Below are 14,910 nucleotides of genomic sequence, written 5' to 3'. Positions count from 1 at the left end.
AATGAATAAAAAAGAACTGAGTTGGGCTTTATATGATTGGGCCAATTCAGCATTTACGATGACGGTGGTGTCAACTATTTTGCCGATATATTTTACAAATATGGTAAATGATGCGGGGTTGACTAAGGAATTGGCGACATCATACTGGGGCTACACGAATTCGATAGCTTCCTTGATAGTGGCGGTACTTTCTCCTTTGATGGGGGGAGTTGCTGACTACATGGGCGTCAAGAAGAAATTTTTCGGAATTTTCACATTCGCTGGAGTTATTTTCACATGGGTTATGGCCTTCATTCCATATGGATATTGGATTCCATTGTTGTTGACCTATGTGATTTCCATGATAGGCTATTCACTGAGCAATGTATTTTACGATTCATTTTTGACCGATATTACGACAGTGGATAGAATGGATACAGTTTCGACATATGGTTATGCGTACGGATATATAGGTAGTACGATTCCATTTATAGTCTGTATTGGTATAATTATGGCAGTTCAAAATGGAATGATAGGTATAAGCTCTGTTACAGCTACAAAAATATCATTTGTCATCACAGGACTATGGTGGTTTTTGTTCACATTGCCAATGATGAAAAATGTAGAACAGATGCATGGAAAGCCAAGATCAGAATTTGATATTAAAGGGATTTTTGTAGAATTTAAAGAAAGCTTCGTCAAGATAATCAAGGATAAAAAAGTAGTGGTTTTTCTAATTGCTTATTTTTTCTATATAGATGGAGTAGATACGATAATAAGAATGGCTGCAAGCTTTGGTACTACTTTAGGTATAGATTCGACAACACTTTTAATTATCCTTTTGGTAACTCAATTTGTAGCATTCCCATTTGCTTTGATTTATGGTAAACTCGCTCAAAGGTACAATGGAAAGAATATGCTTTTTGTAGCGATATTTATATACATGGCGATTTGTGTTATTGCTTATTTTATGAAATCTGCGAGAGAGTTCTGGTTGTTATCGATGTTGGTTGCAAGTTCACAAGGTGGTATACAGGCGCTTAGTAGATCTTATTTTGCAAAAATCATACCAAAGGAAAATTCAAATGAATATTTTGGATTTTACAATATTTTCGGTAAATTTGCAGCAATCATGGGACCTGCCTTGGTTGGAGTAATTACTCAAATTACTGGAAATGTTAAGAATGGTGTTTTGAGCTTGTTGATATTATTCCTTGTTGGGTTTATTATGCTACTAAAGAATAAGTAAGTTTGAAAATGAGAGCAGTTGAAAATAGTATAGAATGTAAAATAAAAAAGTGAAAAAAACAAAAGTGCTCGTACGTTTGGTAGAGATAACTACCGAATGTACGAGCACTTTTTAGTATATTTTTAAAAGTAGTGGGAGGCTACTAAAAACGCATTAAAATTTTATTCCAACCTAGTTTTCTAATATTTTTTCACTAGATGCCAAGCTATATTTTCTTATAAAGCTTATGAAGAATATGGCTGTAATAGTTGTAGATGTCAAATCTGCGAATGGTGCTGCATACAGTATTCCGCTTAAACCCCAAAGCCTTGAGAAAACGATGATGCATGGTATCAGTACAAGAATCTGTCTTGTAAGAGTCAATAGCATTGCTTTTGTAGGTTTTCCTATCGCTTGGAAGAAATTTGCGGCGACAATTTGGAATCCGGCTAAAAAAGTCATCTTAAACCAAGTTCTCATTGCATATTCACCGAATTTTAGTAGCTCAGGATCTTGGTTGAAGAGCGACACCATGAATTTAGGAAAAATCTGACCTACTAGAAAGCCTGCGATCGAAATTATGGAAGCAATTTTTATTCCCAATAAAACAGCTTCCTTGACTCTGGTATGTTTTTTTGCTCCATAGTTAAAGCTCACTATCGGCTGTAGACCCTGATTAAGCCCCACAACTGGAAGAATTAATAAATTTTGAATGCTGTTTACAATTCCCATGGCTGAAACTGCAATGTCTCCACCGTATTTAAGCAACGAAGAGTTCAATATTGCAGATAATAACCCACCTGATAACTGAAGTAAAAATCCTGGTATACCCAGAGAAATAACTTCAAGAGCAAGGTCAGCTTCTAGCTTCATGTTTTTGAGCCTTATTCTATGTGGTTCACTTTTCTTTAAGAAATGATATAATCCCCAAAGCATTGAGACAAACATAGAAAAAATGGTTGCAAGTGCTGCACCAGTCATTCCCATTCTGAATACATAAATAAAAATTGGATCTAAAATTGTATTAATGATTGCACCTATTAGCATTGTCATCATGGACAACTTTGGTTTTCCATTTGCTCTCAAGAAATTATTCATACCCATTGCCAAGACCTGAAATAACGCTCCCAAAAGTATTATTCTTAAATATTCTTCCGAGTATGGAAGCATTGCTTCACTCGCTCCAAAGGCGATTAGCAAATCCTTCAAAAATATTTCACCGATTATAGTGATCAATAGTCCAAAGACTATCAAAAGTGTTGTAGCATTAGATATTGCTTTGTTTGCTCTTTCAATATCACCCTTGCCAAGATTAATAGAGAACACGGTTGCCCCACCAACTCCGAATAATATCCCAACAGCCATAATTATTATCATTATGGGAAAGCAGATTGTGATGGCGGCAAGACCAATTGCACCTAAATCTGGGCTATTACCGATAAATATTCTATCGACGATGTTGTACAATGCATTGATTGTCATACCAATAATTGCTGGAACTGAAAACTGAAACAATAACTTTGAAACCTTCTCAGTGCCAATTGGATTTTCATTTTGTATAGTACTTTCCATTTTTCACCTCTTATATTTAACTTATAATAGTATTTTGTATTAATAATAGTTTTTTGTGAGCTGCTTTTACTGATAAATTGTTTTTACCTTTTTTTACAGCTGTTTAGGTTGTTCACCATTTTGTTTAATATCAGGTATGCCATTTCCTTTTCACTTTCATTTAAATCTGATGTCAAAATATCGTTCCAATTTTCCAAACGAGCTTTGATTTCCTTTTCGATTGATTTGGATTTTTCAGTCAAGAATATTCTATTTATTCTTTTATCATTATCGTCTCTCTTTTTTTTGATATATCCCTTGTCGATAAGTGACTGAAGCGATCTTGTGGTAGATGCTTTGTCAAGTAAAAGCTTTGACGATAAATATTCCTGAGATACACCATCTTCATTGAAAAGCGAAGATAGAAATGGTTGCTCAGATGCAGTGATATTAAAGTCCTCTAAAATCATATTTTTGTAAATATTGCCTTTTCTATATAGGATAGAAATAAGTCTTCCCAGACTGTTTATCATAGTTTTTCCTCCGAATAATATTTGATAATTTTATTGCTGCATAACATATTATTTTACATCAATTATACTGTTGATGTACTTTTGAATTAATAGTTGATTAATCAACTATTTTTAAGTATATAATATTTTGGTTGATTAGTCAACTAATTTTAATAAATAAATATTGTTCTAATTTTTAGGAAAGAATGGTATAATAGAACAGTAAAATTATCGATAGGTGTGATTTGATAATTCAATAGTCGATAATAAAATGATAAAAATTTTATAATTCGATAGTCAAGAATAAATTGATAAAAAGATAGGATATGATTTTATGGAATAGTCTATTAACTTGATATAGGGGAAAGGTAAGAGGATTTTATGGACAATAAGAAAAAGAGAAAGTTTATTTTAAAGACGGCATATACTTTGGAGGCTTTGTTATCTCTGGTAATTTTGATTGCAGTTACTTTAGGTATTTTCGACACATTGAGAATAATATATACAACTTGTATCGTGAATTTTAATCAACCGATAGATTATGAGCAGATTAACGGTATTTTTGCTCAGATATTGTTGTTGGTAATCGGTGTTGAAATAGCGGTTATGCTGACTCTTAGAAAACAAACTGCACTACTAGAAGTACTTTTATACGGTATTGCTAGAAAGATGCTGCTGGTTCCAAAGGGAAGTGGCATCTCAGAGGTTTTTATTGGTGTGATAGCAATAGCTGGACTTTTCGTGATTAGAAAATATTTATTGGATAATAAGCATTATGAGGAAGAGGTAAAGGAAGATCCACATCCAGACCATTTGATATAGCAAGATAATATGAGTTGTCATATTATGATGAAGCTTTTATGATTGCTGTGTATATTGTTTGATAAATATTTCTTGATAAATATTGTTTTGTTATATAATTTGCGTGGTATCAGAGTGTACATTATCTTAAAAAAAACGTAAAAGCATTTTTGCTTTTACGTTTTTTTAGCTTATATAAAAGAAAGGTTTATAAGATCATTTTTTTTGAAAGCTTTTTTGCTGTAGCAGCACTTACAAAGCAACTCACAACATCCTTTACAGCAACGACTGGAAATAAACTTGCAACGCATGCCCAGTATGGTGTCGGTGTTTTTGCTACAAAGTTTAATATAAAATAAGTATAAAGTGTACCCAATAGGTAAGTGATAAACATTCCTATCAAGCATATTACAAATAGCTTTGGAATTGAATCTGTTCCGACTTTTTTTCTCATAAGGCCAACTATAAATGACGTTATTGCAAATGCTATCAAATATCCAAATGTTGGCTTAAGTAGGTACGCTGGTCCACCGCCTTCAGAGAATATAGGAAACCCAATCAGACCTATTACTAAGTACAGAATACAGGAAAGTGCTCCGAATTTTGGTCCAAGAATTAGTCCAGATAGAAGAACAAATATAAACTGCATTGTAAATACAGTGATTGGAAGTGGTATCCTAATAAATGCCCCTATGGCAATAAGTGCTGTAAAAAAAGCACAAAGTATCATATTTCTAGTTTTCTGAGAATTAGTATTCAATTTATACCCCCTAAATTAATTAATTTTACTTTAAGAGTATACCATAAAAAATCCCTATTGTAAACCATAATAATATAAGGTTTACAATAGGGATTTAATATTTTTCAAATAATCGTTTATATAATCGTATTAACTCCAAATTCATTGAATTATATTAAGAATTATTAAAATGCTAACCAATATTATAGGCAAGCTCTTATCTTTAATGATGTTCTCACAATATCGTCAAATTCGTACGGAGTGATAGATTGCTTTCCATCAGACAGTGCGTTTTGAGGATCATTGTGAACCTCAACCATTATACCATCGGCACCAGAAGCGACACCAGCCAAGGACATCGGCTTAACAAGACTTGCAATCCCAGTTGCATGGCTTGGATCGACGATTACTGGAAGATGTGATATTTCTTTTAACATGGCAACAGCAGAAAGATCAAGTGTATTTCTTGTGGCATGTTCAAAGGTTCTTATACCTCGTTCACAAAGGATAATATCGTCATTACCACTACTCATTAAATATTCAACGCTTGATAAAAATTCTTCAATAGTGTTGGCAAAGCCTCTTTTTAACAAGATTGTTTTTTTTACTTTTCCAAGTTCTCTCAGTAGCTCAAAGTTTTGCATATTCCTTGCACCAACCTGTAGAATATCTATGTCATCGAAAAATTCCAAATGATCAACGCTCACTATTTCAGAGATAATAGGCAAGTTTGTTTTCTTTTTTGCAATACTAAGAAGCTTTAAACCATCCTCATTTAACCCTTGAAAATCATATGGTGAAGTTCTAGGCTTATAGGCACCTCCTCGAAGTATTGTGGCACCACTTTTTTTAACGGATTTTGCAATATCGACTATTTGTTCCTCAGATTCGACCGAGCATGGTCCGGCAATAATAGTCAAATACTCTCCACCTATAGTTGTATTATTTACTTTTATTATCGTATCTTTTAAATGATTTTTCCTACTGGATTTTTGTAGGTTTTCAAACATACTTTCCTCCTACCTGTTTTTTAAATGACGAAGCATATCATCAGTCATTTTGTCTAAATCAAATTTTGGGTCGAATCCCCATTGCTCCCTTGCAGCACTAACATCAAGTTTGTTTGGCCAACTGTCTGCAATAGCCTGTCTTATCGGATCAACATTATAATCCATTGTGAACTCAGGGATAATTCTTTGGATACTCTTTCTTATATCCTCTGGTTCGAAACTCATTGCAGAGACGTTGAAAGCATTTCTGTCAATAAGTCTGCTGGAGTCAGTTTCCATCAATTTAATAATACAGTCGACAGCATCAGGCATATACATCATGTCCATATATGTTCCTTCTGCGATGAAAGAAGAATAGTGACCAGATTTTAAAGCCTCATAGTAGATATGGACAGCATAGTCAGTTGTACCCCCACCTGGCAAAGTCTTGTATGAAATTAATCCAGGAAATCTTACGCCTCTAGTGTCAACACCATATTTGGAATGATAGTAGTCACACAGCAACTCACCACTCACCTTGCTTATACCATATGCCGTAGTAGGTCTTTGAATAGTAATCTGAGGTGTGTTGTCTTTTTGAGTGCTTGGACCAAATGCACCTATTGAACTAGGAACGAACAATGAGCAGTTCAATTCTCTTGAAATTTCTAATGCATTATATAACCCATTTACATTAATATCCCAAAGTAGATTCGGATTTTGTTCACCCACAGCCGATAACACTGCTGCTAGATGAATAATGGTGTCGACCTTGTATTTTTTAGCCAATTCGTAAAAGCCTTTGGAGTCTCTGCAATCTAGTTTATGAAAAATGCAATTATCCGTAATACCAGACTTGGCGTTTCTGGCTGAAGAGATTACATTTTCTTCGCCATATATTTTTCTCAACTCATCGCATAAATCTGTTCCAATTTGACCGGTAGCTCCTGTAACTAATATTCGTTTCATGTTGATATCCTTTCAATGTCAATTAAAAAAGCAAATAAATTTTTTATTGAAATCTATATAAACTGCCGAAAACAGACTATATAGAATTATTTATTTTACCCATAATAAAAGTATATACTATTACACTTGTTCCGTAAATAATAATGTATATCTATTCAAAAGATTATGAGGTGAACTGTAGAACGAATGATTTAACAAACTAAATGTGTTTAATCATAATTATATATAAAATATCAATATTACTGACATAAACTATACAAATTATCTATTGAATTTTAAATTTTGTTTCATTAATTGACATATTCATCTATTAACCATAATATATATTTAAGAGATTAAAAAGAGGAGGTAATTATGAATAATTATTTTGAAAAAGAGGATTTGAACAAATTTGGTTCAGGCATAATTGGAGAAGATGCAAGTTCGTTATGGAATAAATTCATCGAATATTATGGTGAAGTCTTTGCTGAAGGGGCATTAACAGCCAGAGAAAAAGCATTGATTGCTTTGGCTGTGGCACATACAGTACAGTGTCCATACTGCATTGATTCGTATACTCATACAGCTTTAAATTTCGGTTGCGATCAGGATCAAATAATGGAAGCGATTCATGTGGCAGCGGCAATAAAAGCCGGTGCAACGCTGGCTTTTGGAGTCCAGAGTAAAAATATTTCCGATAAGCTGACTATAAAGTAGATATGGAGACGGTGTTATGAAGATTGATGAATTAGATAAAATGATAGATATTCCAAATTTTGATGATATGGTAGACGATAAATCTCATTTAAAGACACTACCAAGACTTTCCGTACTTCAAATAAATGTTGGAAGACTTTGTAATTTGAAGTGTAAGCACTGTCATGTCAGTGCTGGTCCAATGAGAAAAGAAATTATGAGCAAGGAGGTTCTTGAGTCTTGTTTAAAAGTTTTTAAAAAGCACGGATTTGATACGATAGATATAACGGGTGGAGCCCCAGAAATGAACCCCAACTTTGAATGGTTTTTAAAGGAAAGTTCAAAGCTAGCTGATAGAGTTATTGTTAGGACTAATTTAGTTATATTGTTGTCAGATAAATACAAGCATTTGATTGATGTGTATAAAGAAAATAAGGTAAACATTGTCTGTTCAATACCTTTCTACACAAAGAGGAACACCGATAATCAAAGGGGAGATGGTGTGTTTGACAAATCTATAGAAGTGATAAAGCTATTGAATGGAGTTGGATATGGAATTGATCCAGAACTTTCACTAGATATTGTGTATAATCCTAATGGTGCGTTTTTGCCACCATCTCAGGATTCAATGCAGTCGTTATATAAGGAAAAACTGTATTCACAATTTGGAGTAGTTTTTAATAATTTGTATACTATCACAAATAATCCAATTGGAAGATTTGGTGATTTTTTGCATGAGAATGATTTGCTAGATGAATATATGGCGGTTTTGTTTGGCTCATTTAATCAAAATACAGTGGAGAATATGATGTGTAGAAATCAAATTTCTGTAGCATGGGACGGAAGCTTGTATGACTGTGATTTCAATCAGGCTGTTGATATGAAGATAGAGGGTAGCATTAGTATATTTGATTTGGAAAATGGAGAATTAAAAACTAGAAAGATAGTTACAGGTAAGCATTGCTATGGTTGTACTGCGGGAGCAGGATCAAGCTGTGGAGGAGCAACATCTGAGTAACATTATGATTAGTAAAATAAAAGGGCTGACTCATAAGAGCCCTAAATAAAATACACGCCCACATTCTCCATGCATGGAAATGAATGTGTAGCGTGTATTTTTATTTGTGCTCTCTTTTGGGTCAACCCCTTTTTTTATTAATAAAATTTATAAGAATATTTTTTGAATCATAAAGTTACAAATTTTTTACTATGTCGATTACATCCAACACCAATTGTGGACAGACAGTGAACATCAAATTTTTCTCTTCTATGATTTTTGATTCTTCAGGAATAGTGAGATTGTAGCCTAATATTCCAGCACAGGTATGTGACTGGTGTAGTTGGTTGAACTTTTCTTTGTACTGAAAAATTTTTGAAATCATTTGACCTTTTGTTTCCATATCTCCAGGATTTGAATGACCATATTTAAACCCAAGTGCGATCAGACCTCCAACATAAGATCCACATATATCCGCCTCAAATATTCCACCGCCAAAAGGAGCGGCACTTTTTAGAGCCAATTCCTTATCAAGTCCAAGCTCTTCTGCTATTGCCAAAGTTATGACTTGGCCACAATCCAAACCTTCCTTGAACATTTCAATCACTTGTTCTTTGTTCATATTTATTGTTCCTCCATCATTATATTATCTGATATCATCAATTCTTAATGATATTTTAAGCTTATTCAAGTATTATATTTATACAACCCAATCTATTGAGTCAATATTAATGATATTATATAAAAAAACAGTTGTGTTGTCCAATATAAACTAAAATGTAAAAGAGGTAAAAATGTTTGGATATGTAAGAATAAACAAGATGGATTTAACTTTTAGAGAATTTGAAACGTATAAGGCTTATTATTGCGGTTTGTGTAAATATTTAAAGAGAAATCATACTGAAATTTCGAGATTAACATTGAACTATGATATTACCTTTTTAATTGTGTTATTGAGCTCTGTATATGAACCAGCTTCGGAAGTTTATCATGAGCACTGTATTGTCAATCCCTTAAAAGAAAAAAAACATATAAGCAACGAGATAACGGAGTACGCCGCTAGCATGAATATTCTACTTTCGTATTATAAACTGCAAGACAACGTAGTTGATGATGGTGGAATAAAAAATAAATTAGCGGAGATAGCGTATAGAAAAAGCTATGATACAGCTTTAAAAAAATACCCTGAAAAGGCGAGGTTGATAAAGGAAAATTTAGATAGACTGAGCGATTTGGAAAAGGCGGAAAATACAAATATAGACGAAATTTCAAATACATTCGGGAACTTGATGGCAGAAGTTTTTTCCTACAAGGACGATGAATATACTCAGAGGTTGAAGAATGTGGGATTTAATATTGGAAAATACATCTATATATTGGATGCGTTTGCAGATCTGGATGACGATATTAAAAATAAATCTTATAATCCTTTTATTTCATATAAGGATGATAGAGAAGCGTTAAAAATGAGGGTAGACAAACTTATTTCCATGATACTTTCTAGATTAGAGATGAATATTTTGTCCTTGGATCTAAATCTAAATAGAACGATAATAGAAAACATCCTATATTCAGGTGTATATTTAAGATACAAGGGAATTTTAATTGGAGTTGAGGAGAAGAAAAATATGTAGAAATTCCAAAATGATTAATATTCGGTTAAATAAAAAACTCGCAACATACACTCTTATGCTTGTAGTGGTGTGCGAGTTATTCTATTTAATTCATGTCTTCTAACATTTTAATTTAAGCCTTCTAGCATTTTCGATTGGCTATAAGGGTACAATTTTTTGAATTTACCAATAACAAAATACCTGTATCCAGCTTCATCGTAGTAGCAAGTCATCAATGATACTATGGCTTTTCCGTCAGATTCTGTTATTTTTGAGTCTGATATTAGATCTACTCTATCATCAGTGACTTTTAGAGTTTTGAAAACCTCATATTCGTATATATTTTTCTTGTTAGTGATTCTAATTGAATCACCCATTTTCACATTCATTAGTCCACCAAATAGAAGTTTATCATTTTTCATGTAGTGACCAGCTATTGAATAATTTCCTAATCCCATCTTTTGGCTAGGCTTCATAGTACATGCACCATACATCAGATTGTTGTTTTCCAATCCATCAAAAATAGCGATGTTTTTGTTGATTGAAGGAATTACCAATTGACCTACAATCTTCGACATATCAGCATTCTGTCTATTCAATATAACACCATTTACGTCTATTGGATCTATTTTTGATTGGTCATATGATTTATTCCCACTTTTAGCGTTTTTTTCAAGTTCACTGTCGGAAAGATGCTCAATTTTTACTTCCTCTGAATTTTTTTCTAACAGCAGCTCCGAAATTTTTGGCATCGAAAAAAATACGACACCAGCTAGAATAATGACAATTGCAATAAATTTTTTCATAAATATAGGCAAAAATGCCTATTCACCTCCTCGAGTTCTAAATCATTTCCACTAGTATAGACAATTATAACACAAATCAACGGTTTTTTATTAAAATTATGCAAATAATGATAAAATTAAGGTCAAATACTATTTATCTTTTCACTATACTATGGTATTATTAATATATATCGATTTGTGTACTTGAATTATTTTTAAAATATAGAATAGGGTAAGTATTTAGGAGGACAATATGAAAACTAATAAGAAAATATTAAATCTATTAGCGGCTATGACACTTGCTATTCCAATGGCTGTTTCAGCGGGGACGTTAAATAATATTTATGCTGAAAGTATAATAACTTCAGTTGTAAATTCAACTGATAATAAGCCTTTATCCGGTGTCACACTTGCTTTCTACTCAACGACAAATAATGTATCAAAAAAGATATTTACTGTTAAGACGAACGAGCAGGGTAAGCTAAATAAAGAATCTGTGGTTGCCTTTAATTCTTTTGATGTGAGCAACATTATTGATGATAAGGGTGATTTGAATTTAAAGGATGGTTCATATTATTATGTTGACGAATCAGTTGTAGATGGATTTGTTAAAAATGTGAAGCCTGTTAAATTCTCTGTAGTGAATGGAGTTGCACCAAATATTGAAAGAGCATATTCAAAGCTGAGCAGTGATAAGGCTCAATTGGTAGTAAATGCTGTTGACGCATCTGGTAATCCTGTTGAAGGAGCTACACTTGATTTGTTCAAGCAGGTTAATGGAGCATATGTGAGATTGGCTTCATTGACAACAGATAGCGATGGATTGCTTTTAGATGTTATAAATAGAACTAGTGAGGATTCAAATACGGTAATTGATACTTCAAATGGAACTCTAATACTTCCTAGTGGAAACTATAAGATTGTTCCCAAAAATTCAACATCGGCATTAAAGCCAGTAAAGAATGAGTATGCTGTTGAAGTTGCTGCTTCAAAAATAGTTTCTTTGTCTGTTAACTACTCAAAGAGCACAAGTTCATCAGGAAACGATCAATCACAGGGAAATAACTTAAGTGAAGTTAAGACTGGAGTTAAAATTCTAGTTCGCAATGAGAAAAAGACTCCACTTGAAAATCAGGAAATTGCAATTTATTCGACAGATGCAGATGGTTCTAATGAAAAGCTGTTGTTTGTGGGTAAAACAAATTCTCAAGGTATATTTGAATATGACAAGGTTTCTAAGGGTGCAGAGCTACTTGGAAAGAATGGTGTTGTAGCTTTAGAAGCTGGTAATTACTACTATAAGCTGTATAACTATTCAAATGCAAAGAAACATGCATTTAAGGTTGAGGCAGGAAAAGTAAATAATCAAGTGTTTACAATTACTGTGGGAAGTTCAAGTTCAAAAACTTCTAATGGAACAACTTCTTCAACTGGAAGTAATGTATCAAAATCAGGTAGTACTTTGGCTAAGACTGGTGTAGAAAGCACATTGGCTTATAGTGCTTCTGGTATTGCAATGGTTTCTGGTGGATTATACATACTAAAGAGAAAAAAATAAAAAGTTGTGATAAAAAATAATATGAGTTTGCTTAATTGAGAAACTCTGATAATGGCTCACACATTCTGATAACTATTTTGATGAATGCTGTGAGCTACTTTTTTTGAAAAGCATTATACAGCCAATATTTTTTAAAATCATATTAAAATATGAGTTTACGATTAATATGGATTCTGCTTTTATGCAAAAAAACTGAGAATCAAAAATTTTTTTTATAATTCCTACTAAATTAGTCGAGATTAATTGATTTTTTTGGGTAATCATAGTAATATAGACTTGTACCAATTTTATTATATAAAAAATAGCGAAAGGAATGTGGAAAAGTGAGCGAGATATTATTAGAAATTAAAGACCTATGCGTAAGAGTAGGTGAAAAAGATATATTAAAAAATGTAAATCTAAAGGTTAATAAAGGTGAGACACACGTTATCATGGGACCAAATGGTTCTGGAAAATCTACATTGGTAAATACAATAATGAGTAATCCTAAGTATGAAATAACTTCTGGAAAGATTTTCTTTGAAGGGGAAGATGTCACAGAATTTGCAGCTGATGAAAGAGCGAAAAGAGGTATATTCATGTCTTTCCAATCCCCTATAGAAGTACCGGGTATAAGTGTTGAAAACTTTATCAGAACTTCCAAATCTGCAGTAGATGACAAACCAGTTTCTGTGCTGAGATTTAATCTGGATTTATCAAAGAGAATGAAAGAGCTGGAAATGAAGCCTGAGTATGCATCTAGATATATGAACTATGGTTTTTCTGGTGGAGAGAAGAAGAAGACTGAAATTTTGCAAATGCAAATACTTAATCCAAAGCTAGCTATGCTTGATGAAACTGACTCTGGATTAGATGTAGATGCTGTTAGAATAGTATCAGAGGGAATAAAAAACTTTAAGAAGGATGAAGACAAGGCTCTGATGATAATTACTCATCATAAGGAAATAATATCAAATGTTGTTCCTGATTACGTTCATGTTATAATTGATGGAAAAATCGTAAAAGAGGGAGATGCATCACTGATACACAAAATTGAAGAAGAAGGTTACGGCTGGATTAGAGATGAGGTGAATTCATCTAATGGAAACTAATAAGGATACAAGAAAAAGAACTCAGGTCGAGGAATACGATCGTGGGATTTATGATATAAAAAATGAATTTAAATATAAATCAAAGACAGAAAAAGGTTTGACTGAGGATATCGTTAGACAGATAAGCAAGGAAAAAAACGAACCTGATTGGATGCTGGATATCAGACTTCAGTCTGTCAGGAAGTTTTATGAATTGGATAATCCAAACTGGGCACCAAATTTGGATGAAGTAAATATTGACGACATTACTACTTATATTCGTCCAGATGCAGACTTGGTAGAGGATTGGAATCAGGTTCCTGAAGATATAAAAAATACCTTTGATTTGCTAGGTATTCCAGAAGCTGAGAGAGAAAAAAATCTATCCGGAGTTGGAGCACAATATGATTCAGAGGTTGTTTACCATAATATTCAGCAAGATCTTTTGGATCAAGGAGTAATATACACTGATTTTGATACTGCTGTTAAGGAGTATCCTGAAATAGTTCAAGAATATTTTATGAAGTGTATTACAAATTCGGATCATAAATATGCTGCTCTTCACTATGCTGTTTGGTCTGGTGGATCGTTTGTATATGTTCCAAAGGGAGTTAGAGTGGATGTTCCACTTCAATCTTATTTTAGATTAAACGCTCCAGGTGCAGGTCAATTTGAACACACGTTGATAGTTATCGACGAGGGTGCTTATTGCCATTTCATAGAAGGATGTTCAGCACCAAAATATAATGTGGTTAATGTACATGCCGGCGCAGTTGAATTATTTGTCAGAGAGGGGGCTACGCTTAGATACTCTACAATAGAAAACTGGTCAAGAAATATGTACAACTTGAATACAAAGAGATGTATAGTTGAAAAAGACGGAAAGATAGAATGGGTATCGGGATCATTTGGTTCTAAGGTATCATGTCTATACCCTATGAGTGTTCTTAAGGGAGAAAATGCGAAATCAGAATTTACTGGAATCACTTTTGCAGGTAGAGGTCAGTATTTAGATACTGGAACGAAGGTCGTGCACGCGGCACCAAACACATCTTCTACAGTAAACTCTAAATCAATATCAAAAGACGGTGGAGTTGCAATTTACAGAGGATTGGTAAAGGTTACAAAGAATGCAAAGGGGTCAAAATCTACAGTTAGCTGTGAATCTCTGATGTTAGATCAAGAGTCAAGATCTGATACAATACCAGTAATCGATATTGCAAATCAAGATGTAGATCTAGGTCATGAGGCAAAAATTGGTAGAATAGACGATGAGGTCATCTTCTACTTGATGTCGAGAGGAATAAGTGAGGCAGAAGCAAAATCAATGGTTGTTAGAGGATTTGCAGAGCCTATAGCAAAAGAGCTACCGTTAGAATATGCGGTTGAAATGAACAATTTAATAAACCTTGAATTAGAAGGTACAATAGGTTAGGAGGAAGAA

The 14,910-nt window shown here is 33.3% G+C and carries 15 protein-coding genes; 8 read left to right on the top strand and 7 right to left on the bottom strand.

The features are described from left to right. The first annotated feature begins 1 nt into the window (after nucleotide 1). Complete coding sequence (locus FYJ71_RS04695) at nucleotides 2–1,228, top strand: MFS transporter (RefSeq protein ID WP_154537851.1); 1,227 nt, start codon at nucleotides 2–4, stop codon at nucleotides 1,226–1,228. A gap of 171 nt (nucleotides 1,229–1,399) precedes the next feature. Here the strand turns inward: FYJ71_RS04695 and FYJ71_RS04690 are convergent, their stop codons facing one another. Then, nucleotides 1,400–2,779, bottom strand: coding sequence for an MATE family efflux transporter (locus FYJ71_RS04690; RefSeq protein ID WP_154537665.1), 1,380 nt, complete (start codon nucleotides 2,777–2,779; stop codon nucleotides 1,400–1,402). An 83-nt stretch (nucleotides 2,780–2,862) separates the two neighbouring features. Next, nucleotides 2,863–3,291 carry a MarR family winged helix-turn-helix transcriptional regulator gene (locus FYJ71_RS04685; RefSeq protein WP_154537664.1) on the bottom strand — a complete coding sequence of 143 codons (429 nt, stop codon included), beginning with the start codon at nucleotides 3,289–3,291 and terminating at the stop codon, nucleotides 2,863–2,865. A gap of 360 nt (nucleotides 3,292–3,651) precedes the next feature. Between FYJ71_RS04685 and FYJ71_RS04680 the strand changes: the two genes are divergently transcribed. Beyond that, nucleotides 3,652–4,092 carry a hypothetical protein gene (locus tag FYJ71_RS04680; protein WP_154537663.1) on the top strand — a complete coding sequence of 147 codons (441 nt, stop codon included), beginning with the start codon at nucleotides 3,652–3,654 and terminating at the stop codon, nucleotides 4,090–4,092. A 187-nt stretch (nucleotides 4,093–4,279) separates the two neighbouring features. Here the strand turns inward: FYJ71_RS04680 and FYJ71_RS04675 are convergent, their stop codons facing one another. The 3 genes from FYJ71_RS04675 to FYJ71_RS04665 form a co-directional block, all read right to left on the bottom strand. After that, on the bottom strand, nucleotides 4,280–4,831 hold the full coding sequence (locus FYJ71_RS04675) for a biotin transporter BioY (RefSeq protein ID WP_235899072.1): 552 nt from the start codon (nucleotides 4,829–4,831) through the stop codon (nucleotides 4,280–4,282). Between the two features lie 182 nt (nucleotides 4,832–5,013). Next, complete coding sequence (gene aroF, locus FYJ71_RS04670; protein ID WP_154537662.1) at nucleotides 5,014–5,820, bottom strand: 3-deoxy-7-phosphoheptulonate synthase; 807 nt, start codon at nucleotides 5,818–5,820, stop codon at nucleotides 5,014–5,016. Nucleotides 5,821–5,829: 9 nt separating this feature from the next. Then, complete coding sequence (locus FYJ71_RS04665) at nucleotides 5,830–6,768, bottom strand: L-threonine 3-dehydrogenase (RefSeq protein ID WP_154537661.1); 939 nt, start codon at nucleotides 6,766–6,768, stop codon at nucleotides 5,830–5,832. Nucleotides 6,769–7,122: 354 nt separating this feature from the next. Between FYJ71_RS04665 and FYJ71_RS04660 the strand changes: the two genes are divergently transcribed. Together FYJ71_RS04660 and arsS are read left to right on the top strand one after the other, a co-directional pair. Continuing rightward, complete coding sequence (locus FYJ71_RS04660; RefSeq protein ID WP_154537660.1) at nucleotides 7,123–7,464, top strand: arsenosugar biosynthesis-associated peroxidase-like protein; 342 nt, start codon at nucleotides 7,123–7,125, stop codon at nucleotides 7,462–7,464. 16 nt (nucleotides 7,465–7,480) lie between these two features. Further along, complete coding sequence (gene arsS, locus FYJ71_RS04655; RefSeq protein WP_154537659.1) at nucleotides 7,481–8,461, top strand: arsenosugar biosynthesis radical SAM (seleno)protein ArsS; 981 nt, start codon at nucleotides 7,481–7,483, stop codon at nucleotides 8,459–8,461. 175 nt (nucleotides 8,462–8,636) lie between these two features. Here the strand turns inward: arsS and FYJ71_RS04650 are convergent, their stop codons facing one another. After that, on the bottom strand, nucleotides 8,637–9,062 hold the full coding sequence (locus FYJ71_RS04650; RefSeq protein WP_154537658.1) for a C-GCAxxG-C-C family protein: 426 nt from the start codon (nucleotides 9,060–9,062) through the stop codon (nucleotides 8,637–8,639). 172 nt (nucleotides 9,063–9,234) lie between these two features. On the opposite strand from FYJ71_RS04650, the gene FYJ71_RS04645 reads away from it, so the two are divergent. Next, nucleotides 9,235–10,074: a DUF5685 family protein gene (locus FYJ71_RS04645; protein ID WP_154537657.1), complete on the top strand. Its 840-nt coding sequence runs from the start codon at nucleotides 9,235–9,237 to the stop codon at nucleotides 10,072–10,074. Nucleotides 10,075–10,181: 107 nt separating this feature from the next. Here the strand turns inward: FYJ71_RS04645 and FYJ71_RS04640 are convergent, their stop codons facing one another. After that, nucleotides 10,182–10,859, bottom strand: coding sequence for a class A sortase (locus FYJ71_RS04640; RefSeq protein WP_154537656.1), 678 nt, complete (start codon nucleotides 10,857–10,859; stop codon nucleotides 10,182–10,184). A gap of 232 nt (nucleotides 10,860–11,091) precedes the next feature. Here FYJ71_RS04640 and FYJ71_RS04635 point away from each other — a divergent pair, with 232 nt between their 5' ends. The 3 genes from FYJ71_RS04635 to sufB all read left to right on the top strand — a co-directional run bounded on the left by FYJ71_RS04635 (nucleotide 11,092) and on the right by sufB (nucleotide 14,901). Continuing rightward, entirely contained in the window at nucleotides 11,092–12,396 is a 1,305-nt protein-coding gene (locus FYJ71_RS04635; RefSeq protein WP_154537655.1) for an LPXTG cell wall anchor domain-containing protein, read from the top strand. 323 nt (nucleotides 12,397–12,719) lie between these two features. Next, complete coding sequence (sufC, locus tag FYJ71_RS04630; RefSeq protein WP_277087947.1) at nucleotides 12,720–13,487, top strand: Fe-S cluster assembly ATPase SufC; 768 nt, start codon at nucleotides 12,720–12,722, stop codon at nucleotides 13,485–13,487. Further along, nucleotides 13,477–14,901: a Fe-S cluster assembly protein SufB gene (sufB, locus tag FYJ71_RS04625; RefSeq protein ID WP_154537654.1), complete on the top strand. Its 1,425-nt coding sequence runs from the start codon at nucleotides 13,477–13,479 to the stop codon at nucleotides 14,899–14,901. The genes sufC and sufB overlap by 11 nt, the downstream gene beginning before the upstream one ends. Nucleotides 14,902–14,910: the final 9 nt, after the last annotated feature.

The sequence above is a fragment of the Peptostreptococcus porci genome, assembly GCF_009695815.1.
Lineage (GTDB): Bacteria > Bacillota > Clostridia > Peptostreptococcales > Peptostreptococcaceae > Peptostreptococcus > Peptostreptococcus porci.
This window is presented reverse-complemented; position numbering and strand designations above follow the sequence as displayed.